The sequence below is a fragment of the Ruegeria sp. BB10 genome, assembly GCF_056535725.1.
In genome coordinates, this window is the sequence record NZ_JBQFIW010000004.1 from 56,034 (window position 1) to 79,240 (window position 23,207).

Here is a 23,207-nt window from a genome sequence, read left to right on the forward strand (position 1 = left end):
GTTGATACACCTTCCAGAGGGCGCTGCGGCAAGTATCTTGCCTATTCACGTCCGGAGTGTCGACAATCATGTGAGCAGGAAGTGATTGTGTCTGGTTTGAAAAGGTGCTTCGGGAAAGAGCTGATACAGGTTTATCCGAAACGCCGTGGGATGACACCTGTGAGAACTGCTCACTCGGGCACAAAGCGGGGCAGATGACCAAGGCTTGCCTCCATGAATTTCTGCATCCGGGCGTCGGCGTCGGCTGCTGTTTCGTCGGGCAGGATGGGGGTGACGAAGCGCACCAGCGCCCCGTCGGTGCGCCCCATGGTAAAGCCGTCCATGATCACGCTCATCTTGGCCTGAAAATCATTGACCATACGTTTGCCGCGTTGCTCGAACCAGTAGTAGACCAGTTGTTGCGACAGCTCCTTCTGAATGACGGCGCGGTTGACCGTAAAGTGGCCATAGGGCGTGTCCTCCAGAGAGAGATCGAAAGGATCGAGGCTGAAGATTTCCCAGCCGCCGACAGGCAGGCAGACCTCGGGTGAATGAATGCCGTCGCCATCTGTCTGTTTTTCGTAGAACGCCACGAAGATGTTCACGAAGTCGCCCGTTTCGGTATGGATATAGCTGGCGTTGAGATAGTCACTCGCACCAAGTGTGATTTCGACCTGCGGATCCAGGCGGGTGGTTGCGCCGGACCATTCTTCGATCTGGCGCGGGAAGAGCGCGAAGGGATCGCGATCGATGGGGGTGTTTGTGGGCGAGAATTTCAGCAGCCAGGCGGTTGAAACGGCCAGTGTCAGCAAAGCCGCCGCAGCCAGCGCCCGGGATGGACGAATGCCGAGAATGCGGGCAAAGATCGGGCCAAACCCTTCGACATCCAGATCGATGGTGTCGGCAAAAGGTTTTGGGTCGCGCGTGAGCCGCTGCAATGCGATGGCCACCAGAAACAGGATCGCCACACAGACCAGAAAGATCACCCAGCCTTCGAAGAAATGCAGAAAGCCCTCGGCCTGGGCGATCCCGTGGCGGTCGACAAGAACGCCGATCACCCCAATGCGGATCGAGTTCATCAGGACCGTCAAGGGCGCGGCCAGCAGCAGCAAGAACAGTTTGTGCCAGAGAGGTCCGCGATAAAGAATGGCAAAGAGATAGGAAAAGCTCAGGATCGGGAACAGATATCTGAGACCTGAACACGCTTCGGCCACCTGTAGCTTGTAGACGCCGAGATCAATGATATTGCCCTCAAGAAAAACGGCGACGCCCGCTTGCTGAACAAACCAGACACCTATCACCGAGGATATCCCCTGCAGCAGGATCGTGAGCTTCCAATAAAGGAACTGCGGGAGCGGCAACATAAAGACCAGATGGAACACGGGCAACTGATGAAGCTTGCCCCGTTTCCAGCCAAACACGGTCAGCATCACGCCGCTTGTCCAGATGATCATGGCATAGGTGACGATGTCCGGGATCCGCGTCAGATTGCCCAGAACAGCGACCACAAGCGCCAGCGCGATCACGATCAGGCCCGGCCAACGGTCATGCACAACAGGCTTTGGAGGAGGGTAGTAGCGCAGCTCTCGCAGGAAAAGAAACAGTGAGATAACCGGAATGAGAGGCCCATGGCTGTATTCCGGGGTGCTCCAGGCGGCACCCAATGAGACAATGCCGATCCAGAAGATCGGAACGGACCCGGCCAGCAACAGGACGAACCAGAACAACCCCGAGGCGTTTACGGCCGGCAGGGTATTCCGTGCGGCTTCAAGCGCCTTGCCTTCGCTGTACATGTCGAATCGACCCCGAACACCATTTACTATCCGGCATGATAGCCGTGTCTTTCCAAAGACAGAAATATGCCAGGGCCTTTCGGAGCCCGGGCTGCAATATATCGGCCCGACATGGGGATTGTTCAGACCAGATCACAAATCCGACCCTGTCAGGGTTTAAGCAGGAACCTGCGCCCAAGCGTTAGATAGATGGAATTGGAATCCGCATCAAATGCGTTCTGCTCATCCGTCTCGTATTGGTATCCCATGGTAACAGCCCAATCATTTGTAATTGCGCGGGAATATGCGACGGTGAAATCGGAACGGGTGCGGGAATTGGCAGGGCCCGGCCCTTCGTCTTCCTGATCGATGAAGTTATATGTGAATGACAAGGCAGACAGCGGGTTGATGAAATAATCATATGTCAGGAACCCGATGTTTTCGCGGGTTTCCACACTTTGAGTACTGGTGCCAACCCGGCGCTGAATTCTGGCGCCAATTCGAGAGTTTCCGAGCCTGTGGGCATAGTCGATCTGGCCGATGGGCGTGGTTTCTCCGAACGGACCATGCGTGACCCCGACATTGAAAATAAATGAACCGTTGGGCCGCTGGAAGTTGCGTCCAAAAGTGGCATTTGTCCGGGACCCGTTGACCCCGAAAGTTCGGTCAAGAAAGATGTCTGCCGACCCGTCACTAAGCGCTTTGTTCCAGGAGAGAGAGGCAACAAAGTCTTCGGTCAGAGTATCCGTTCCAAACGCGCGCTGCTTTTCATCGACTTGTGAGTATCCGAAATTTCCGCTCACGGTCGTTGTTGGAGACACGTTATACGTGGCTCCGGCGGTTGCGACCGTTGTTCTTCTGTCGGTCCGGGGTGCATCCTCAGCAATGAAGTCGATATAGGCAAGGCGCAGGTTCGTCTGTAACACCGGGTTGATGCGGAAGAACGTGGTTAACGCGAAATCGTCAGACGTGTTGTCGAACAGGTCAGGGTCAAGAGTGTCTTCGTATCTTCGTTCCCAGCGATTGTAGACAAAGCGGAAACCTATGGGGTCATTTATGCCCACGCGCCAGTCCAGATTGGCGCGGGTGTCGATCTGGTCACCGATTGTGCCCGTAACGTCTGCCGCGTCGATGACGCCGTCCAGGTTAACATCTGTAAGCGAGCGGTTGAAAGCCAGGTCCCGTTCGCGATACTCGAACAAACCGTCTAGCGAACTGTTGGCGCGGACGCGTTGGTAAGTCAGCAGCGAGAAAGGGTCGGTGAATTCTGACTCGGTGCCGATGATCGGTTCGTTTGCAATCCGATACAGCCCCGAAAGGTCGAAGGTCAGCGTCGCGTCAGCGGTTTGGTTCACGATCCCAAGTGCAAGGGTGTTTTCCCACCAGGTGGTCGAGCCGAAAGATGGGTCCGTCAGTCTGAGGTTGTCGTCATGCCGGAGCGATGACAGATAGTCGAGCGTGACACTCAGCCCTTGGCCCGTCCCTGTCTGTCGGCGGCCCAGAACCCCAATCCGTCTTGCCGGGTTCCGCTGTGCTTGCTGTGTGATCAACTGCTGACTTGGCGGTTGCTGAGCTGTGGTTTGCGGTGCCGGTTGCGACGGAGCTTGTGTTGTTGCGGGCTGTGCAGGGGTCTGCGGGGATGGCAATCCGGGAATGTCCGCTGCCGGTGCCTGCAGGGTCGGGGTTGTCGCGTCGTCTGCTTGTGTGGCAGGTGTTTGCGGCGTTGCCGTTGTTTGTCCGGTTGCCGCAGAAAGTGAGACGGCAAACGCCGTTCCGGTTGCCAGAGTGATGGCCAACCTGTCCCTGATTTTCCCCACCGATTAGCTCCTATTCGAACAAACGGCGGGCTGGTACGATGATAACGTCCCCGGATTTGAGAACTGTACTGCCATTTATGCCACCGCCCGTGCCTTTATAGTTATAGAGAAACTTGTTTACTGCGCCTGATTTCTTGTCTGTGCGGCGCAACTCGACGCGTTTTTGAGCTGCGAACCTGGTGAAGCCGCCGGCCTCGGCCAGAATTTGAAGAATGGTTGTCCCTGGCTCTGTCGCGATCTTACCGGGTGCGGCGACCTCGCCCATGACAAAGACATCTACTGTCTGTTGGCTTGAGGTTCCTGTCCCGGTTCCCTGTGACAGCGAAGCAATCGACACAAAAACGGTCGGTGGTGTGTTGAAGTTCGGGGCCAGAGAAGAGGACAGAGCAGATTGCACTGTATTTGTCGTGCGTCCCGAAGCCTGCACCGAACCTATAAGCGGGAAGCTGAACGAACCGTCTGGCAATACCAGGACAGTTCGGTTGAGACTGGCATCTTCCAGAACTTCAACCTGCAGCGCATCTCCTGGCTGAATTCTATAGGAGCTTTGCGCAAAAGCGCCTGTTGCCGCGACCACAGCGGCCACAAAAATAAGAAATGATTTGATCACTGTATGCATGTCCAACTCGTCTTTCGTTTATTTATGTTGCCTTTAAATATGCAAAACAATCCACAGCTTTTCCGATTTTTATAACCTGCGGCACTTTTGCAGCGGGCGTTTTGCGTTTTTCATTAGGTCACTGTCCTGTATTCTGCGCCATCTCCAGTTGTTCGATTTCTGACAAAAGGACCGCGACGAATTCCGGGGATATGGCGGTGCTTTTGGTGTTCTCATGGGCGGCTTTATAAGCGCGCATGGCGTCGTGCTTACGATCGAGTGCGACATAAGTTTTACCCAGATGATACAGTACCAGCGGTTGATTGGGCATTTCTGACGCTGCTGACTCTAGATATTGCAGGGCTTCTTTGTAGTTCCCGGTCCGATAGGCAATCCAGCCATAGGTATCCTGAAAGGCAGGCACGCGTGTGCCGCGCAGACGCCGGGCCAGAACAACAGCGCGCTGCAAGCTCTCGTCATCGGTGCGGTGGGTGCTCAGCAGGCTGGCCAGATTATTGGCCACGACCTGCGCGCGACTGATGCCGTCATAGAGCGTTTCGTACACGCCGATGGCTGCATCCAGATCCCCGGCGCGTTCATAGCTTGCCGCCTGTAGCATCAGCAGATTGCCGTCGGTCGGCACAGCGATCAGGGCGTCCTGCAAAACGGCCTGTGCCGCCTCAGGCGTGCCACGGTTAAGCTGAAGGCTGTGCAAGGCCATCCAGACCGTCGCCAGATCCGGGCGTTTTTCCAATATTGAACGATAGAGCACTTCGGCTTCGTCGTAGTTTTGGCTGCTGGTCAGCAGGTGGGCTTTGACAAACTGCAGGGGGAGCGACCCGGGTGTCTCGGCAAGCAGTTGGTCAATGCGGGCGTTTGCGCCGGCGATGTCATTGCGGCTCAGCATTGTGCGGACCAGTGCGATTTCGGCAGGCAGGCTGAAATCGGGGGCACGCGTCAGCTGTGCCAGAAAGGCGGTCAGGTCGTCTGTACGTTGCTGTGCGCTCAGCATTGCCGCCCGTAACTGGTGGGCCGTACCCTGGGCGGTCAGGTCCTCGAAATCGCTGACCATGCGGATGATCGTTTCGAGCCCGCTCCAGTTTTCCGTTTGCAGATAGAGCTGCCCCATTGCCGTCAGCAATTCCAGATTGCCGGGTGCCAGGCGCCGGGCTTCTTCCAGAACGCTTTCGGCAATCGTCAGATCCCCTTTTGAGACCAGATACTGGACGTAACGCAGGGTTTCGTCCGGCGCCTTGAGCGAGACCTCAACCGCCAGTGCGAGCATCTCACCCATCAGCTCCTGATCACCGTTGCGCTCGTGCGCCCGGGCCATCAGAGTCATCAATTGCGGATCGCGCGGGGCCTGCCCAAGTGCCTCGCGCAGCTGGATGATGGCCTCGCCGATCTCATCTTCGTCAATAAGCCATGCGCCTTTAAATTTCAGAGCTTCGACCTGGGTGGGGTCCTCGGCCAGAATGGTTTCGATCAGGGCACGCGCGGTCGCCGGATTTCCGGCCTGAACCAGAATCCGGGCGAATTCCACCTCAATTGCACGGGTATCTGCATTGCGTTCCGAGCTTTCGAGCAGAGCCTGCATCTCAGCGATTGCTGTTTCGGTCTCTCCGGCCTGAAACTTCAAGACGGCACGTATTGCCCTGAACCGGGTCATATTCGGGCCGCCCTGGGCTATGATCCTGTCCATTTCGGAAATCGAGGCGGCTGGGCCGCGATAGTCGTTCAGGAATGCGGCAAGCCGCTGTACCGGCATGGGGTCTTCGGAATCGGGCGCCAGGGCTGCGCGCAGGAATTCTTCCGCGGCCTGCAAATCCCGATACTCGATGTAGTGTTGCAGCAGCATTTGCTGCACGCCTTCATCTTCGGGGAAGAGATCGACCATCTGCCTGAGCTGGGCTTCCTTTTCGGCTGGCCAGTCCAGCTCGTTCAGGACGCCCAGGCGAACGACATAAAGCTGGGTCTGACCCGGATCGACCGCCAGTGCTGCGTCGACTGCGCCAAGTGCGTCTTCCCATTCTTCATTGCGGACCAGATGGTCAACCAACACCTGTCTGGCCGTCATCAGTTCCGGGTCCGAGGCGATCAGATCGCGCGCGGCATGAACGGCTGCTGTCGTGGCGACCTGATCGGCAGACCTGATCGAGTTTGCATAGATCAGCGCATTGTTGAGCGACTGAATGCTCAAATCTTCCGGTGCCAGACTCGCGGCGAAATCTCCGTGGCGCTGCAGCTCTTCCCAGTTCCCGGTTTCAAGAGCCATTTCGGCCAGCGCCCGCCGACCTTCAAGATTGTCCGGATATTGTTCAATGAGGCGGAGATACTGACCATAAGAAGCCGAGACATTGCCCCGTTCCCGCTCCAGTCTGGCGTAAGTCAGGCGTGCTTGCTTGTGGCTGCCATTCAACTTGAAGACATTGCGAAACTCGATCATCGCCCGTTCGACATCGCCCTCGCTCAGCAGGGCCATACCGGCTTGGAAATGCGCCTCGGCCCGTTCCTCGGCTGAATCGCAGGCAGCCACCAAGGCGGCGATCGTCAGGGAAAATGCGATACACCGCACGAGATGAAGAAAACGGGTCCGGCTCAATGCTACCCCTTCCGTGATGAACGGTCGTTCAGGTCTTTCATGCAATCAGAGGATGCTGAACGGCGTGTGTCAACAACCAGTGCCGCGCAAGACGACGAATATGGTGCGCACCAGAATGATAACATCTGTGGTGAAAGACATGCTGCGCCAGTAGTCGTTGTCATGCATTGCCCGTTCAGCAAAGGTGGAGCTGTTTCGCTTGGAAACCTGCCACAGGCCCGAAATACCTGGGCGCATCCGGTAGTAGGTGTTGCTGGGATAGAGCTTTTGCTGGGCGATCATCATCGGTCGAGGACCGATCAGGGACATGTCGCCCATCAGGACATTCCAGAATTGTGGCAACTCATCCATCGAAGACTTGCGCAGAAACTGCCCCCCTTTGATGATGCGGGGATCATGGCGGAGCTTCTGGTTGTGCTCCCATTCTTCGCGGGCTTCGGGATGGTCCGACAGATAGCGTTCAAGTACCGTCTCCGCATCGTGGACCATCGTGCGCAACTTGAGCAGATAAAAGATTTTACCGTCCTGGCCCACGCGGGGTTGGCGATAAAAAGGCGTTACGCCTTGGCACTTCAGCATTACCGCAAATATCAGTGTCAGCGGCACGACGATGGGGGCGGCCAGCAAAACGAAAATAATGTCGCCAAGCCGTTTGCCAAAACTCCTGTATGCTGTCGGAAAACTGGAAACCACCGGTACTGCAGACTTTGAAGAGTAGCCAACGTTAGCGTTGACGACCTCCTTCGAATGAACTGTCACTGTTAACTCCCACACTCATACACAAATTTACTTTTTGGTAATTCAGAACAATCTTGCGGCTAACCATGCGGCAATGCCCGGAAAGCGCCTAATTGTTAACAAACTCTTTTCGAAACGCAAAATGATAATGATATGACCGTTTGCCCTGAGGCCGTATAAGTCGCTATTAAAGCGAGACATTCTATCCTTGGTTGCAGTTTCTCCCGCTCAATCGCTTGCTTTTTGTGTCTATTTTGGGCACAATTCTAAGCCCGCCGTATTTTTGACTATCGTTTGAGCACAGCGTTGAAAGCCGACTCTTTACGTGGGCGGGGGGACTATGTTCGGTTGGCCCTCAATTGCTACATTGTGATGTGGGTCGAAACAAAAAACTGTAACGGACTTCATTGAAGCTGGAAAAAGTGACAATAGTTTCACGTACAATGACAATCGTGCTGCTTGAGTTGACGTGTTGTCGGAAAGAATTGTGATATTATCCCTGCGTTGCAAAGTCAGTTACATAGTGTAAGGATTTACCGGTGGTTCAGGGTTCTAGTTTCATCGACCCCCGCCAAGTCGAGTCTGGATTTGAGAAGGTGGAAGATTCCCACGGCACTATAGCCTCCAATGATTCCTTTTACCTGGATTTTTTCGGGTTTGACCGGCGGCCATTCACCCTTCTTCCGGATCCAGGTTTTATGTATTGGTCGCCTTTGCACAAGCGCGGTTATTCGGTTTTGCAGTTTGGTGTCATGACCTGCGCCCCGATCACTCTTCTGACTGGTGAAATCGGAGCCGGCAAGACAACCCTTGTTCAGCATCTTCTGAGTGAGCTGGAAGAAACCATTACGGTTGGCCTGATTTCGAATGCTCAAGGTGGGCGCGGGGAACTTCTGCAATGGGTTCTGAATGCCTTGGGGGTCGCAGTCGAGGATGGCTCAAGCCACGTAAAAATGTTCCGGCTGCTACAAGATCTTCTGGTGGCTGAATACGCCCAGGGCCGCCGTGTGATCCTGATCTTCGACGAGGCTCAGAACCTGACGTTTGAAGGGCTCGAAGAGGTGCGGATGCTGACCAACATCAACGCCAACACCGACGAGCTGATCCAGTTGGTCCTGGTGGGACAGCCCGAACTGCGCGATTTGATCCTGGATCCCAAGATGCGGCAGTTGACCCAGCGGGTCGCCGCGAGTTTTCATCTTGAGCGCATGGATGAAGATATGGTGAGGAAATACATTTCTCACAGGCTCAAGACTGCCGGTGGGAAAGGCAGTGAATTTTCTGATGCTGCATGCCAGATGGTTTATGAGCAGACCCGAGGGGTACCGCGCCTGGTGAACCAGTTCTGTGACTTTGCACTGCTGTATGCATGGACAAATGATGTGCATGAAGTGGGAAAGGCGGTTGTTGAGCAGGTGATTGACGACGGGGTGTTCTTTGGCGGCAATTCTCTGGAAAAGAGGATGAAAATCTGACATGGGAGAAGTGCGTTTCTACATTTCCATTTTCCTGAGACGGCTGCCTTATTTCCTGATCGTTGCCACTGCCATTTCAGCCGTGTCGATCATCGTCGCCCTGACATTGCCCCCCACATATGAGGCGCAGATGCGGCTGATCATGGAATCCCCCCAGATTCCGACCAATCTGGCCTCAAGCACGGTGACGACGCCAGCACAGGAACAACTTCAGATCGTTGAACAGCGCCTGTTGACGCGCCCCGTGCTGCTGGACATTGCCAGCAAATTCGAGGTGCTGCCGGATCAATCCGAAGCAAGCCCCGATCAGATCGTGAATGCCTTGCGCAATCAGACGCGGATCTGGATCAGCGCCGGGCGCAATCAGGCCAGCCTGATGACGGTTAATTTTCAGGCCCGGACCGGACAGATTGCGGCGGGTGTATTGAATGAATACCTGACGGAAATTTTAAAACTGGATGTGGATTACCGCAAAGGGCGAGCGACCGACACACTGGCGTTCTTTGAACAGGAAGTCGATCGTCTGAGCAATGAGCTGGATACACGCGCAACCCGTATCTTAGCGTTTCAGGAGAAAAATGCAGATGCTCTGCCAGGCAGTCTGCAATTCCGGCAGGCACAGCAGGGGGCATTGCAAGCCAATCTGGAACAAACGGATCGGCAGATTTTTTCCCTTCGGAATCAACGCGAAAACCTGATTTCAATCTACAGCTCGACCGGACAGGTGGTCGGGATTGCACAACAGAATCTGACACCGGCACAGCGGCAGTTGGATCAGCTGCAGACGCAGCTTAACAACGAGTCTGTGATCTATTCCGAGAACAACCCGAGAATTCGGTTGCTGCGCGCGCGGATCGAAAAGCTGGAACAGGTGGTCTCGGCCGAGCAGGCCGCAAGTGCAAGTCAGGCGGCCAACCAGACGGGCAATTCTACTCTGGATCTGCAACTGGCGCAGATAGACAGTCAGATCGAAGCCCTGGAGGATCAGAAAGCCGGGCTTGAGGATCGGTTGGCCAAACTGACCCTCACGATCGAACAGACCCCCGCCAATGCCATCACACTGGCCGAGTTGCAGCGTGACCACGACAACATCCAGATGCAGTACAATTCAGCCGTGGGCCGTTTGGCGACAGCTTCGACCGGCGAGCGCATTGAGGTAACGTCGCAGGGGCAGCGTATTTCCGTGCTTGAACAGCCAACCGTTCCGCCCTCTCCGGCCAAGCCCGACCGGGTCATGATCGCAGGCGGCGGGACTCTGTTTGGCATCGCTGCGGGGCTTGGGCTGGTTCTCTTGCTCGAGATGCTGAACCGGGCCCCCCGCCGTCCCGAAGACCTGGTCAAAAAGCTTGAGGTCTGGCCGATCGCAACCATCCCCTATGTGCCGTCGAAAGGCGAAGTGATCACACGGCGGACCATCTGGGTCATTGTGGTGCTGGCAATCCTTGTCGGTGTGCCCGCCGGGGTCTGGGCGATCCATACGTATTATCAGCCGCTTGATCTGCTTGTTGGGCGGGTGATGGACAAGTTGGAGGTGTATTGGTGATGCGGGCCATCTGCATCGGTTTTGTTTCGGAGTGTGTGTAATGGACCGACTTCAGCAGGCGATTAAAAAGGCGCGGGTCGAGCGGGCCAGCCGCCAGCAAGAGATCCCTGATCATACCGCCCCGGACCCACAGCCCGTCCCGGTCCCGAGCGATGAGGTCTGGACCTCGCTCCCCGAAATCAAACTTGACCGCACGACAGTGGCGCGCCAGCGCCTGATGTCCTATTCGGGCGGGGTCGACGCCGCGCCCTATGACATGCTGCGCACAAAGGTTCTGCAGCAGGTTACGGCCAATGGCTGGCGGCGCGTGGCGTTGACCTCGCCCTATAGCGACAGCGGCAAGAGCACATCGACGGCCAATCTGGCGTTCAGCCTGGGTCGACAATCAGAACTGCGGACAGTCGTGCTGGATTTTGATCTGCGCCGCATGGGGCTGGGAAAAATCCTGAAGCAGACCGGTCAATACAACATGGCGGATGTGATCCAGGGCACGGTTCCTTTTCACGAACACGCCGTGCGGCATGGCGAGAATGTGATTTTCGGGCTGAACCACGCCCCAACACGCAATCCGGCGGAAATTCTGCAAAGCAGCCAAGCTATCGAACTGCTCGAACAGATCGAAGCCGTATATCAGCCGGATGTCATCTTGTTTGATACACCGCCGTTGATGTCCAGCGATGACAGCCACGGGTTTTTGAAGAACGTCGACTGCGCGTTGCTTTTGGTCGAAGCCGAGAAGACCACACTTGATCGTATCGATCTTGCGGAACGGCAACTGACCGAATTGACCAGCGTGATGGGAATTGTCCTGAATAAATGCCGCTATTCCAGCGGGGTTTTTGGTTATGAGTACGGCTATTAAGGAACCGACGCCCGCGATTGCCGTTATTATCCCGCATTATAATGACCTTCTGCGTCTGGAGCGGTGCCTGCGGGAACTGATGCAGAATGATCTGACGGATACAGAGATCGTCGTCGTCGACAACAAATCCCCGGTTTCGCTTGAGGCGCTGCGCCACGCGTTTCCAACCGTCCGGTTCGTGGTCGAAGACGAGAAAGGCGCGGCGGCGGCGCGCAACAGGGGGGTGTTTGAAACGGTGGCTCCGCGCCTGTTTTTCATCGATGCCGATTGTGTTCCGTCTCGGGACTGGCTGACTGTCGGGCGCGAGATCGCCGCAAGGGCAGATTTGATTGGCGGCCGCGTAGATGTTTTTGACGAAACACCCCCGCCGCGCAGCGGTGCAGAAGCATTCGAAGCCGTCTTTGCCTTCAATTTTCGCCAGTATATCGAAGTTCAGGGGTTTTCCGGCTCGGGTAATCTGCTGACACGGCGTGATATTTTTGAAGAGATCGGTGGTTTCATCAATGGCGTATCGGAAGACCGGGAATGGACGATGCGTGCGGTGGCGCACGGGTACGACCTGATCTACGAGGATCGCCTGCGCGTAAGCCACCCGTCGCGGCAGGATTGGAACGCCTTGCGGGCAAAATGGCACCGCACCACGCGCGAAGGTTTTCAGTTGAACGGCACCAGCCCGGTCAGGCGCCTGAGATGGGCTCTCAGGGCATTGGCGATGCCGGCCAGCGCGGTGGTGCATACTCCGAAGGTCCTTAAAAGCGGCAAACTGGCCTCGGCTGGCGAACGTATGCGGGCCATCGCGACGCTGTTCCGGCTCAGATGTTTGCGGATGACCTGGATGTTGCGTCAGGCGTCGGGAAGGTCAATCTGACCCGCGCAACAAAAAAGAGGCCGTGATCGGCCTCTTTCCTATGATCGGGATCGCCTTGTTGGATCTGTATCAGGCGGTCTTACGCCGACGCGCTAATACCAAACCACCAAGCGCTGTAAGCAACAGAAAACCGCCCGCAGGCAGCGGCACCGGTGCAACATCAAAGACGAACGAGATCGGGCCGTTATTCGTTGAAGCAGTCGAATTGTCCCAATTAAACACCAGGTCCTGACCCAAACGATCATGATTGCTCAGGAAGATGGTATTCAGCGTGGTAATACCCGCCAGCATAGGCGTCGAATTCAAAAGAGTGTTTGTTGCGGCATCGTACCACGCGACCGTCAAGTTGGTAAACGTACCCAAAATGCCGACCGTAATAGCTGCGTTTGCCGTACTGAAGACCGGGCTGGACGGAGATGTGAAATTCACCAAATAAGAGCCAGGGCCACCCGTGGCATCGACTTGCCCAGTGAACAGCGTGTCGGATGTAATGTCGTAGGATCCACCCGCGACGACAGAGGTCACCGCACTGGCCGAACCGGTCATAATTACCATAGCGAAAATCGCTGGTACAATTGTTCTCAAAATCCTGATCATCCGAACTCAACCCACCTGGCAAGATACACATTTCACCACACCAGATCCCTAATCTGACCTGGAACACATCCAATAAGGTTAGCCGAAATCGGGAAAATGTGCAAAGCAGACTTTGTCAGAAATGTGCTCTATTTGGGGCCGCAAGGCGGCAAATTGGATCAAAGGGAATGAAAACACCCTTTTGTGCCCGAACTGCGAACAATGGGAAAGGCGCATAAAATCCAGCACAAGCCGAAAGCCGAGCGCAGCCGCTTTGCATGAATGGCGGCATTTGCGGTAACACCGGCTGGTCCATCACTGCATGTTCTGATGGCCCGTCTCAGCACATGTTTTGACTGTTTCTATAGGATTGAAGGGAGGCGTCATGCGAAATTGAATCGCCTGAAAAGAGATGTCCGCAAGACGGAATATATCCGGTTCAACATCGTATTGAGCGCACAGAATATACGGCCCGGCATGAAGGGACACAGGACATTCCGGCACAATTGTTCTTCGTCGCTTCTGAAATTTTGTGTAGATTGAGCCAGTGAAATATGACGTGGATTAGAGTGCCGGTGTGGAGGGGTATTCTGCCATCAATTGACGACTTTGACGATATGTTTGGGCAATTAGAACTATGAAACGGTTTTCCCCGGATATCCGGCGGACCACAACCCGCTGGGAGCACCGATGAACACATCCGATTTTCCGCAAGATGGATATGATCCCGATGATCTGTTGCACCTGAGCGCAAAGCGCATTCTGGTCACAGGTGGGGCCGGCTTTTTGGGTTCGCATCTGTGTGCCGCCCTATTGGCGCAAGGCCACGAGGTTTTGTGCGTCGACAATTTCTTTACCGGACGGCGCTCAAACCTGCGCCCTTTGCTCAGCAACCCGCGGTTTGAAATCCTGCGGCATGACGTGACTTTTCCGCTCTACGTCGAAGTGGACGAAATCTACAATCTGGCTTGCCCGGCCTCACCATTTCACTATCAGCACGACCCGGTGCAGACCACCAAGACTTCGGTGCATGGTGCAATCAATATGCTGGGGCTGGCCAAGCGGCTCAACGCGAAGATTTTACAAGCTTCGACATCCGAGGTTTACGGTGATCCTACCGTGCACCCTCAGACCGAGGATTACTGGGGGAATGTCAATCCGATCGGTTTCCGTTCCTGCTATGACGAAGGCAAGCGCTGTGCCGAAACGTTGTTCTTCGACTATTACCGGCAACACAATTTGCCGATCAAAGTCGCGCGGATCTTCAACACCTATGGGCCGAACATGCATCCCGACGACGGGCGCGTGGTTTCGAATTTCATCATGCAGGCGCTGGCCGGCAAGCCGATCACAATCTATGGCGACGGAAGCCAGACCCGGTCGTTCTGTTTCGTTTCCGATCTGATCGACGGCCTGATCCGTCTCATGGGTTCGTCAGAAGATGTGACCGGCCCGATCAATCTGGGCAATCCGGTTGAATTGCGTATCCGCGAACTGGCCGAGGCCGTGATCCGAATGACCGGCTCATCTTCGGAGCTGGTGTTTGAGCCCCTGCCGCAGGACGACCCGATCCAGCGCCAGCCCGATATCACACGGGCAGGACAGTTGCTGGGCTGGGCGCCGCAAGTTCCGCTGGAACAAGGGCTGGAAACCACGATCTCCTATTTCAGAAAGATCATCGCAGCAACGCAGGGTGCTGCGGAAATAGGATGACTATGCCAAGCGCGCGCCGCGGACGGCTCTGGCCGGTTCTGCTGCTGGTTATGACCGCGATGCTTTGCCTGGCAGTGCTGATGATCAACCGCGGGCCTCTCTATTATTACGACACCGGCAGCTACATTTTTCAGGGGAATGTGGCACTGGATATGATTTTGCCTGCGCCTGCCGACACGGAAGGGGGCGATGCAGAACACAGTGGCGCCGACGACGATGACACAACCAGCGGATCGCGATCTTTAATATACGGGGTGATCGTCGCCCTGTTTGTCCGGGCAGGGTTTATACCGGGCATAGCGGTGTTGCACCTGGTGATGACCCTTCTCGCCGCTGGGGTGGCGGTCAGCGCCGCCCGGCGGTATCTGGACCCACCGCCAAACACAGTTGCGCTGCTGGCTGTACCGCTGCTGGCTGCTGCGGCGACCTCTCTGCCGTTTTATATCGCCTATGTGATGCCGGATATTTTTGCTCCGGTTCTGTTGATTGCGATTGCGGCCCTGGCCGCCTTCGGCCGGAAAATGACAGCCCCGGAACTTGCGCTTGCCTTTGCTCTGGCAGCTTTGGCTGTGGTTGTGCACCCGTCGCACATGGCTATTGCGGGTCTGATGGTTCCTGTCGTTTTTTTTGCGGCCTTGTTTCAGCGGACCCCGGCCCGGTGGCGCGCATCAATCTTGTTGATCGTGGTTGTTGTTGTCGCTTTGGCCGAACGCAGGGTTTTCGAATTCGCTGCGGAAAGCGTCGCGAACAAAGAGGTCACCTACACGCCGCATATCACGGCCCGGCTGATTGTGGACGGCCCCGGACTGGACTATCTGAACGCAACCTGCCCGGATCAAAAGGAACCGACTTGCGCGTTGCACGAAGCCTTGTCCTGGTCTGATGATCCCTATCGCATGACAGTGTCCCATATTATTTTCGAGCGGTCCCCGCAGCTTGGGTCATTTCGTCTGATGACACCCGAGGATCAGCGGCTTGTCGCCCTGGCGCAGCGCGATTTCTTTGTCCGTGTTCTTATGTCCCGACCGTTTGGAACCTCTTTCGCCTTTGCCGAGAACGCTTTTCACCAAGTGATGCGCTATAGCATCCAGATGACGATCCCGACCGAACAAATGATGGATAACGCCCGTCAGCTCTCTGGGTTGAATGAGGGTCGGCACGATCTGCAGGGTGGGCGACTGGCCACAAGCCGGGCCTGGATCGAGCGGATCGACACGGTACATGGGATTATCTACCTGATTTCTTTTGGGATCATTGTCCTGCTTTTGGGTTGGCCACGCAGCCTGCCCGGCGAGCTGAAGCTGTTCGCTCTGTTTCTGCTGATCGGGATTGCGGTGAACGCTCTGGTCTGCGGCGGTGTTTCACAACCCGCCGATCGCTATGGTGCGCGGGTGATGTGGCTTTTGCCCTTTGCAGCCACCTTCCTTGTTCTTTCTTTACCGCACCTGCGAATGCAATCCGTTTCCGGAGGGGAGTCATGACTCAGGACCAGACACTTTCGATCAGTGTGGTTATGCCCGCATATAACGCCGAGCATCTGTTGCCGCGTGTGTTGCCGCCGTTGATTGCGATGCTGGAGGCCGGGGACGTCAGTGAGGTTCTGGTGGTGGATGACCAGTCCCCCGATGGCACCGCTGATTTGGCCAGGAAGATGGGTGCCCAGGTCCTGACAACACCCGTGAACGGGGGCCCCGGTGCGGCACGCAATCTGGCAGCCGAACATGCCGTCGGAGAGGTTTTGTGGTTTGTCGACTCGGATGTGATTGCATGGCCTGACGGGCCGGAACATATCCGCAGTGCGATGTCCGAAGATAACGTAGCCGCAGTCTTTGGGTCCTATGATGATGCCCCGGACGGGCAGGCATGGTTTTCCCGCTATAAAAACTTGCTGCACCGTTATCACCATCAACGTGCCAAGCGTGATGCGTGCACCTTCTGGGCCGGCTGTGGCGCAATTCGTGCTGACGTATTCCGCGAGGTGGGCGGGTTTGACATCAAAACCTATGAGGTGCCGTCAATCGAGGACATCGAACTGGGCTACCGCATCGCCGAAACGGGACGTCGGATCGTCGTGGAACCCCGGCTTCAAGGAAAACACCTGAAAGTCTGGACGATGCGCAACAGCCTGAGTACCGATATCTTTTGCCGCGCGCTGCCCTGGGCCCGTCTGATGATCTCACGCGAGGGGCTGACCGACGATCTGAATACCTCTGGTGCCGAGCGGGTGCGGGCCGGGTTGGCGGGGTTGTTGCTCTTGTCGATACTGGCGCTGTTGATCCAGCCCGGCTGGTGGCCTGTGCCGCTGCTGCTGCTGGGGCTGGCGTTTTGGGCCAACCGTGACTTGCTTCGGGAAATGGCCGCCCATGGCGGCGTTTGGTTCGCGGTCAAATGCCTGCTATATCACCAGTTCTATTACATCTATTCGGCCAGCATCTATGCTTGGTGCCTGTTCGAGTACCATGTGTTGGGTCAGAGAGACAGAAGTTGCACGTGCGTCGGAACTAGCACGTGTTTCGTGTCATTCTGCCCGGCGTCAAAAGCGCAGGTTAATCAGAGCGCAGCTCGATTGCCGAGATCACTCTTGAAGAGTTTCTTTTTCGGCTCCGCTTCGAATTCCTCATGGTAGGAGCGGTCGACATTGACGTCCCACACATCCAGATCAGCACCCATGATATTGCGTGCGGCATACATCGCAGACAGCATTGAGTGATCCTGGTTGTTGTAGCGGTGCAGGCCGTTGCGCCCGACGGTCTGGAAGTTCTCAAGCGTCTTGAGCCAGTCGCTGATCGTATCGAGCGCTTCTTTGTATTCGCTGTCGTAAACCGGATAGGCCTTGGGCTGACGGATAATCGCATAGTCGATCACGTCTTTGGCTTTGGCCAGGCTCAGCTTTTCAAGCTCTTCGCTGGCCAGCTTGCGCAGGTCTTCATCCGAAGAGGACCACAACCCGTCGCCCTTTTGACAGAAATATTCCATCCCGATCGATGCCGTGTCCTGATTGGGCAACATTTCCTTGGACCAGGCCCGGAAGTTTTGAATACGCCCGACTTTCACCGTCGGACTATGAATGTAGATCCAATTGTCCGGGAAGGGATCGGGGTGGTCCAACACCAGAAGTGACAATCAGGAAGTCACGGTATTTCAGCCGGTCAGCAGCCGCAACAACTTCGGGCGGCGGAGGTGGATCGAACGCATGGATCAGATCACGGACAGCCATTGAATTGATGAAATGTTCGCCTTCGACCCGTTCGGTTCTCTCGCTTGCACCGTTTTCCTTATCCCACTGGCGCACATCGATAGACGTGACGCGGTTGCCATCCCGATTGACCTTCACGACCTCGGACTGCATCTGAACGGCGCCGCCCTTTTCTGTGATCAGATCGCGGGTCTTTTCCCACATCATGCCCGGCCCGAGGCGCGGATATTGGAACTCTTCGATCAGACTGGCGGTATCATTGGCACCTGAGATGGCATTCCAGACGGCTTTGGGCAGGGACAGATTTTTGATCCTCTGCGCTGCCCAGTCAGCCCGAATTTCAGACGGCGAAATCCCCCAGACCTTTTTCGTGTAGCTGTAGAAAAAGTGCATATAAAGTCGGCCGCCGAAACGGTTCACGACCCAGTCTTCGAACGTTTCTTCCTGCTGGCGTGGGCGCAGCTTCCATTTGATGAAGCTGCCGATAATCTTGTAGGTTTCATAAGGGCCGATATTTCCCAGCGCGTTGAAGATACGCAGGGGATAATCGTAGAAATCACCGCGATAGAAGATGCGGCTCATGCGCTGCACGGTGATGAAATCATCGCCCATCACCTCATGCCACATGTCTTCGACTTCGCCGACTTTGGTGAAGAACCGGTGGCCTCCTATGTCAAAGCGATACCCTTTATGCGTTTCGGTTCGTGAGATGCCGCCAACCATGTCCGACGCCTCAAAGACCTGGGGCACATGCGTGTCGCTCAGCTTTTGAAGTTCATAGGCTGCGGTCAGTCCCGCAGGACCCCCACCAATGACAACAACGGGAACAATATCTTTTTTCAAATCACCAACATCCGCACTAATACCACTGCCGTAACGCTACAGGAGGATACCTCATTTTCACAACAAAATCATGTTAACGCCCCCGAAATGAACCCTTGCTTGCCATAACCAGACCCACCTGATCGGTGAAAAAACATATGGCCATTATGTCAGGTCTACAGCGCAACCGGGCGCATAAAGATGTGTGCAGATTGAGGTGTTCACTTTCAGGAACTGGCCGATACTTCCTGCAAGCCAAGCAGCTGCAATCCCCGGCAGAGGGTGGGAATTCCTCCTCAACATGTTGAATAGTAATGACAGTTCAAAGTCCCGGAATTGCTCCGGCGGTTTCTGGAGGGTGCTGTCAAACCTCAGGCGGCTTTGAGATTGATGCCTTGTGTTTGATCTTTTGTTATCGCGGTCCAGAATGCGGCTTTCGATGCGAACCGGGCTCACTTGCAATACGCGCGGGCAAATCAACAATCTTATTCACCTGAACGTATTGTGTATTCACCAACACCAGAGCGTAAGGAAATTTGGGGTGACACGACTCGTACCCTTGTGAACCTTGACAGGACTCAACCCTCCCGTCCTACTGTTGACGAGTTTTTGGAACGACAGTGCCGCGGCGGGTTAAAGCCGACTAATTAGTGGCTGACTTCGTTGTTAACGAGGGAGCAATTTTATGAAATGCGTTATTCTGGCCGGTGGTCTGGGAACCCGGCTCAGCGAAGAAACCGTCAGGATACCAAAACCCATGGTCGAGATCGGAGACAAACCGATCATCTGGCATATCATGAAAATCTACGCCGCTCATGGGGTCACGGATTTCATCGTCTGCCTTGGCTACAAGGGGTATGTGATCAAGGAATACTTTGCGAACTTCTTTCTGCACAGTTCGGACGTCACCATTGATCTGGCCAATGGGGGCTTTGAAGTTGCAAGCAGCAAATCGGAACCGTGGCGCGTGACGTTGGTCAATACCGGTCAGGACAGCCAGACCGGAGGGCGGCTTCGCCGGGTCATGCATCTGCTCAAGGATGAAGAAGCCTTTTGCATGACCTACGGGGACGGGGTCGGAAATGTCGATATCAGCGCCCTGATCGCATTTCACAAAAACCACGGCAAACGCGCAACGTTGACGGCGGTGGTGCCGCCCGGACGCTTTGGCGCGCTGGAATTGGACGGCGACCGGATCGACCGTTTCGCTGAAAAGCCTGGGGGCGATGGTGGGTTTATCAATGGCGGGTTCTTCGTCTTGCATCCGTCGGTTGCTGAACTGCTGCATGGCGATGACGAGATCTGGGAGCGCGCTCCGCTTGAGACACTGGCTGCAGATGGCGACCTGATGGCGTTTCGTCATAAGGGGTTTTGGCAGCCGATGGATACGCTCCGCGACCGCCGCCAGCTTGAGGAACGCTGGCAGGAAGACAATGCCCCATGGAAGGTTTGGGAATGACACTGGGTGCCGCTCCGAAAATCATCCTGCTGGGCAATCTGGGCTATATCGGCCCGGTGGTCGCCGCCACTTTGCGGAAATCCTGGCCCAACGCCAACCTGATCGGCCTTGATCCCGGTTTTTTCTCGGATCGGTTGACCACGCATGATGCCTGGCCCGAGCGGTTTCTGAACCAGCAGATCATTGCTGACATCCGCGACGTCGACGCCTCGCTGTTTCAGGGGGCCGATGCGGTTGTTGCGCTGGCAGCGGTTTCGAACGATCCGATGGGCGCGCGGTTTGAAACCGTCACCACGGAAATCAATCAGGACGCCATTGTTCAGGCGGCTCACCTTGCCGCCGAAGCCGGGGTATCGCGGTTTGTCTTTGCCTCCAGCTGTTCCGTCTACGGATTTGCCGAGGGCGATGCGCGGTCCGAGAATGCGCCTCTGAATCCATTGACCGCCTATGCCCGCAGCAAGATCGGAACCGAGCGGGCGCTGGAGGCCATGAACACGCCGGGAATGCTGCGCACTGCCCTGCGCTTTGCCACCGCCTGCGGGCCATCGCCCCGGTTGCGGCTTGATCTGGTGCTGAACGATTTTGCAGCCTGCGCCGTCACCGCCGGTAAGATCACCGTGCTGAGCGACGGCAGCCCGTGGCGACCGCTGATTGACGTGCGCGACATGGCGCGGGCCATCGACTGGGCGATCACCCGGACCGAGGACGCCGGTGGCCAATGGCTGGCGGTCAATGCCGGGTCGGATGTGTGGAATTACCAGATCCGCGATCTGGCGCAGGCCGTGGCCGAAGCGGTGCCGGGGGCCAGTTATTCGATCAATCCCGATGCCTCGCCCGACAGCCGTTCGTACAAGGTCGACTTTTCGCTGTATAAGCAACTGGCGCCCGACCATCAGCCCGTTCAGACGCTTGCGGGTACGATCACTGATCTGCTGCACTTGCTGAATGAAATCCATTTCAAAGACCCCGATTTCCGATCCTCACCGCTGATGCGGCTGAAAGCGTTGGAAGAACATATCCACAATGGCACGCTGAGCGAGGACCTGCGCTGGAGGATGCCGCAATGACACAACCTGCCTGCCGGCACTGCGGTGCGCCGCTGAGCCAGACACTGGTCGATCTCGGGCTGTCACCACTGGCCAATTCCTATGTGCCGCCCGAACGCGCGAACACAGCCTGCCCGCGCTATCCGCTGCATGCCTGGGTCTGCAATGATTGCTATCTGGTTCAGGTCGAGGATGCGGTGCCTGCGGATGAGATTTTCAATGCCGATTACGCCTATTTCTCCAGCTATTCGGACAGCTGGCTGGCCCATGCCAAAGCGTATGTTGAAAAGATGGTCGACCGCCTTGATCTGGGTCCGGATGATCTGGTGATCGAGATCGCCTCGAATGACGGATATCTGCTGCAGTATTTCGTCGCAAAGGGCATCCCGGTGCTGGGCATCGAGCCATCGGGCAGCGTGGCCGCTGCTGCCGAAGAAAAAGGTGTACGCACGCTGGTCGATTATTTCGGTGAAACACTGGCCCAGAAGGTTGCCGAGGCCGAGAAACCTCCGGCGCTGATCGCCTCGGCCAATGTTCTGGCGCATGTGCCCGATATCAATGATTTCGTCGCCGGGATCGCCACCCTTTTGTCAGGCGATGCGGTCTATACGGTCGAGTTTCCGCATCTGCTGAACCTGATCAACGAAGTGCAGTTCGACACGATCTATCACGAACATTACTCCTATTTGTCGCTGTTCGCGGTCGAAAAGATCTTCGCCAAAGCAGACCTACGTGTCTTTGATGTTGAGGAACTGCCCACCCATGGCGGTTCGTTGCGGGTTTTTGCCTGTCTTGAAGGGGCCAGCCACCCTGAAGGGGCCGGTTTGGCCAAGGTTCGCGCCGATGAGACAGCGGCGCAGTTCGACCGCCCCGAGGGCTATATGAATTTCACCACTCAGGTCGAGGCACTGCGCGACGGGCTGCTTGCCTTCCTGCGCGAGGCTACAGCCCGCGGTGACACCATCGCCGCCTATGGCGCGGCCGCCAAGGGCAACACATTGCTGAACTATGCCGGGATCGGTCCCGAGCTGATCTCATATTGCGTCGATCGCAATCCGGCCAAGCAGAACACACTGCTACCCGGCAGCCACATTCCCGTGCACGGGGTCGAGGCGCTGCGCGACACACCCCCCGACTACGTTCTGATCCTGCCCTGGAACATCCGCGACGAAGTCATTGATCAGCTGGCCGATCTCAAAGCCCGCGGCACCCGGTTCGCAACCGCCGTGCCCGAGGTCCGGATCAGCTGATGGCCCGGGTTCTGCTGACCGGCGCCACCGGCCTGATCGGTCGGGCAACGGCCCCGGCTCTGACAAACGCGGGTCATGAGGTGATCAGGCTGGGCCGGAATCCGGCCAGCGACATAACCTGCGATCTGCTGGACCCCGACGCGACGACCAAAGCCCTCGAAGCAGCCCGGGCCAGCCATCTGGTTCACCTAGCCTGGCATGACGAACCGCGTGACCGCTGGACCTCTGAGGCCAATCTGGACTGGATAGCGGCCACGCTGCATCTGGTTCGGGAATTCGCGCGCTCGGGTGGCCAGCGCGCGGTCTGCGCAGGCAGCTGTGCCGAATATGACTGGTCGATACCGGAACTGACCGAAACTAGCCCCTTACGCCCTCGCACTTTGTATGGGGCGGCCAAGGCCGGAACCGGGATGGCACTGTGCAAGGGCCAGGATGCGCTGAACCTTTCGTTTGCCTGGGCGCGTATCTTCTTTGTTTACGGGCCGGGTGAGCCTCCGGGACGGCTGTTTGGCGACCTGATTTCAAACCTCTGGGCGGGTCGGTCGGTAGACTGTACCGATGGACTGCAAGAGCGGGACTTCCTGCATGTGGACGATCTGGCCCGCGCACTGTTACGACTGCTGGAAACCGACGTCACCGGCGCGGTCAATGTCGCCAGCGGCACCGCAATCCCGGTGCGGGCCCTGATTGAAGAGGTCGCAAACCAGATGCATCACCCCGATCTGATCCGACTGGGTACGATTGCGCGCGCGCCGGACGACCCTGACCGGCTAGCGGCAGACGTGACCCGATTGCGGGACGAGGCGGGATTTCAGCCCCACCATGATCTGATCTCTGCTATAGCAGCAACTCTGGCAGCGGAGGAACGGCCATAATCGATTCTAGAAAGAT

At 56.4% G+C, this 23,207-nt stretch carries 19 protein-coding genes; 11 read left to right on the top strand and 8 right to left on the bottom strand.

The window, feature by feature from the left end:
* Positions 1–170: 170 nt before the first annotated feature.
* The 5 genes from xrtD to ACR3EP_RS21620 form a co-directional block, all read right to left on the bottom strand.
* On the bottom strand, positions 171–1,772 hold the full coding sequence (xrtD, locus tag ACR3EP_RS21600; protein ID WP_480639406.1) for a VPLPA-CTERM-specific exosortase XrtD: 1,602 nt from the start codon (positions 1,770–1,772) through the stop codon (positions 171–173).
* A 149-nt stretch (positions 1,773–1,921) separates the two neighbouring features.
* Positions 1,922–3,568, bottom strand: a complete 1,647-nt coding sequence (locus ACR3EP_RS21605) for a hypothetical protein (RefSeq protein WP_480639407.1) — start codon at positions 3,566–3,568, stop codon at positions 1,922–1,924.
* Positions 3,569–3,578: 10 nt separating this feature from the next.
* The gene (locus ACR3EP_RS21610) at positions 3,579–4,187 is read right to left on the bottom strand and encodes a polysaccharide biosynthesis/export family protein (protein ID WP_480639408.1); all 609 of its coding nucleotides are present in this window, start codon (positions 4,185–4,187) and stop codon (positions 3,579–3,581) included.
* A gap of 118 nt (positions 4,188–4,305) precedes the next feature.
* Positions 4,306–6,768 carry a tetratricopeptide repeat protein gene (locus ACR3EP_RS21615; protein ID WP_480639409.1) on the bottom strand — a complete coding sequence of 821 codons (2,463 nt, stop codon included), beginning with the start codon at positions 6,766–6,768 and terminating at the stop codon, positions 4,306–4,308.
* A 69-nt stretch (positions 6,769–6,837) separates the two neighbouring features.
* Positions 6,838–7,527, bottom strand: a complete 690-nt coding sequence (locus ACR3EP_RS21620; protein ID WP_480639410.1) for a sugar transferase — start codon at positions 7,525–7,527, stop codon at positions 6,838–6,840.
* Positions 7,528–8,045: 518 nt separating this feature from the next.
* Here ACR3EP_RS21620 and ACR3EP_RS21625 point away from each other — a divergent pair.
* Genes ACR3EP_RS21625 through ACR3EP_RS21640 form a run of 4 tightly spaced genes read left to right on the top strand, consistent with a single transcriptional unit; the run spans position 8,046 to position 12,254 of the window.
* Complete coding sequence (locus tag ACR3EP_RS21625) at positions 8,046–8,981, top strand: ExeA family protein (protein ID WP_480639411.1); 936 nt, start codon at positions 8,046–8,048, stop codon at positions 8,979–8,981.
* A gap of 1 nt (position 8,982) precedes the next feature.
* Complete coding sequence (locus tag ACR3EP_RS21630; RefSeq protein WP_480639412.1) at positions 8,983–10,524, top strand: GumC family protein; 1,542 nt, start codon at positions 8,983–8,985, stop codon at positions 10,522–10,524.
* A 40-nt stretch (positions 10,525–10,564) separates the two neighbouring features.
* Complete coding sequence (locus tag ACR3EP_RS21635) at positions 10,565–11,386, top strand: CpsD/CapB family tyrosine-protein kinase (RefSeq protein ID WP_480639413.1); 822 nt, start codon at positions 10,565–10,567, stop codon at positions 11,384–11,386.
* Positions 11,370–12,254, top strand: coding sequence for a glycosyltransferase family 2 protein (locus ACR3EP_RS21640; protein WP_480639414.1), 885 nt, complete (start codon positions 11,370–11,372; stop codon positions 12,252–12,254). The genes ACR3EP_RS21635 and ACR3EP_RS21640 overlap by 17 nt, the downstream gene beginning before the upstream one ends.
* 69 nt (positions 12,255–12,323) lie before the next feature.
* On the opposite strand, the gene ACR3EP_RS21645 is transcribed toward ACR3EP_RS21640, so the two are convergent.
* Positions 12,324–12,851, bottom strand: coding sequence for a VPLPA-CTERM sorting domain-containing protein (locus ACR3EP_RS21645; RefSeq protein ID WP_480639415.1), 528 nt, complete (start codon positions 12,849–12,851; stop codon positions 12,324–12,326).
* Between the two features lie 669 nt (positions 12,852–13,520).
* Between ACR3EP_RS21645 and ACR3EP_RS21650 the strand changes: the two genes are divergently transcribed.
* From ACR3EP_RS21650 to ACR3EP_RS21660, 3 genes are read left to right on the top strand one after another with little or no spacing between them, the layout of a single operon-like run.
* A complete protein-coding gene (locus ACR3EP_RS21650) occupies positions 13,521–14,543 on the top strand; it encodes a UDP-glucuronic acid decarboxylase family protein (RefSeq protein WP_480639416.1) in 1,023 nt (340 codons plus the stop codon).
* Positions 14,540–16,024, top strand: coding sequence for a hypothetical protein (locus ACR3EP_RS21655; protein ID WP_480639417.1), 1,485 nt, complete (start codon positions 14,540–14,542; stop codon positions 16,022–16,024). Before ACR3EP_RS21650 ends, ACR3EP_RS21655 begins: the two co-directional genes overlap by 4 nt.
* A complete protein-coding gene (locus ACR3EP_RS21660) occupies positions 16,021–17,169 on the top strand; it encodes a glycosyltransferase family 2 protein (RefSeq protein ID WP_480639418.1) in 1,149 nt (382 codons plus the stop codon). The genes ACR3EP_RS21655 and ACR3EP_RS21660 overlap by 4 nt, the downstream gene beginning before the upstream one ends.
* Here ACR3EP_RS21660 and ACR3EP_RS21665 read toward each other — a convergent pair.
* On the bottom strand, positions 17,094–17,651 hold the full coding sequence (locus ACR3EP_RS21665; protein WP_480639419.1) for a hypothetical protein: 558 nt from the start codon (positions 17,649–17,651) through the stop codon (positions 17,094–17,096). The two genes, ACR3EP_RS21660 and ACR3EP_RS21665, sit on opposite strands and share 76 nt — an antisense overlap.
* Positions 17,605–18,582: an NAD(P)-binding protein gene (locus tag ACR3EP_RS21670; protein ID WP_480639420.1), complete on the bottom strand. Its 978-nt coding sequence runs from the start codon at positions 18,580–18,582 to the stop codon at positions 17,605–17,607. Before ACR3EP_RS21670 ends, ACR3EP_RS21665 begins: the two co-directional genes overlap by 47 nt.
* A gap of 664 nt (positions 18,583–19,246) precedes the next feature.
* On the opposite strand from ACR3EP_RS21670, the gene rfbF reads away from it, so the two are divergent.
* From rfbF to ACR3EP_RS21690, 4 genes are read left to right on the top strand one after another with little or no spacing between them, the layout of a single operon-like run.
* Complete coding sequence (rfbF, locus tag ACR3EP_RS21675) at positions 19,247–20,020, top strand: glucose-1-phosphate cytidylyltransferase (protein ID WP_480639421.1); 774 nt, start codon at positions 19,247–19,249, stop codon at positions 20,018–20,020.
* The gene (locus tag ACR3EP_RS21680) at positions 20,002–21,087 is read left to right on the top strand and encodes an NAD-dependent epimerase/dehydratase family protein (RefSeq protein ID WP_480639422.1); all 1,086 of its coding nucleotides are present in this window, start codon (positions 20,002–20,004) and stop codon (positions 21,085–21,087) included. Before rfbF ends, ACR3EP_RS21680 begins: the two co-directional genes overlap by 19 nt.
* Positions 21,084–22,316, top strand: a complete 1,233-nt coding sequence (locus tag ACR3EP_RS21685; RefSeq protein WP_480639423.1) for a methyltransferase domain-containing protein — start codon at positions 21,084–21,086, stop codon at positions 22,314–22,316. Before ACR3EP_RS21680 ends, ACR3EP_RS21685 begins: the two co-directional genes overlap by 4 nt.
* The gene (locus ACR3EP_RS21690) at positions 22,316–23,191 is read left to right on the top strand and encodes an NAD-dependent epimerase/dehydratase family protein (RefSeq protein ID WP_480639424.1); all 876 of its coding nucleotides are present in this window, start codon (positions 22,316–22,318) and stop codon (positions 23,189–23,191) included. The genes ACR3EP_RS21685 and ACR3EP_RS21690 overlap by 1 nt, the downstream gene beginning before the upstream one ends.
* The last annotated feature ends 16 nt before the right edge of the window (positions 23,192–23,207 follow it).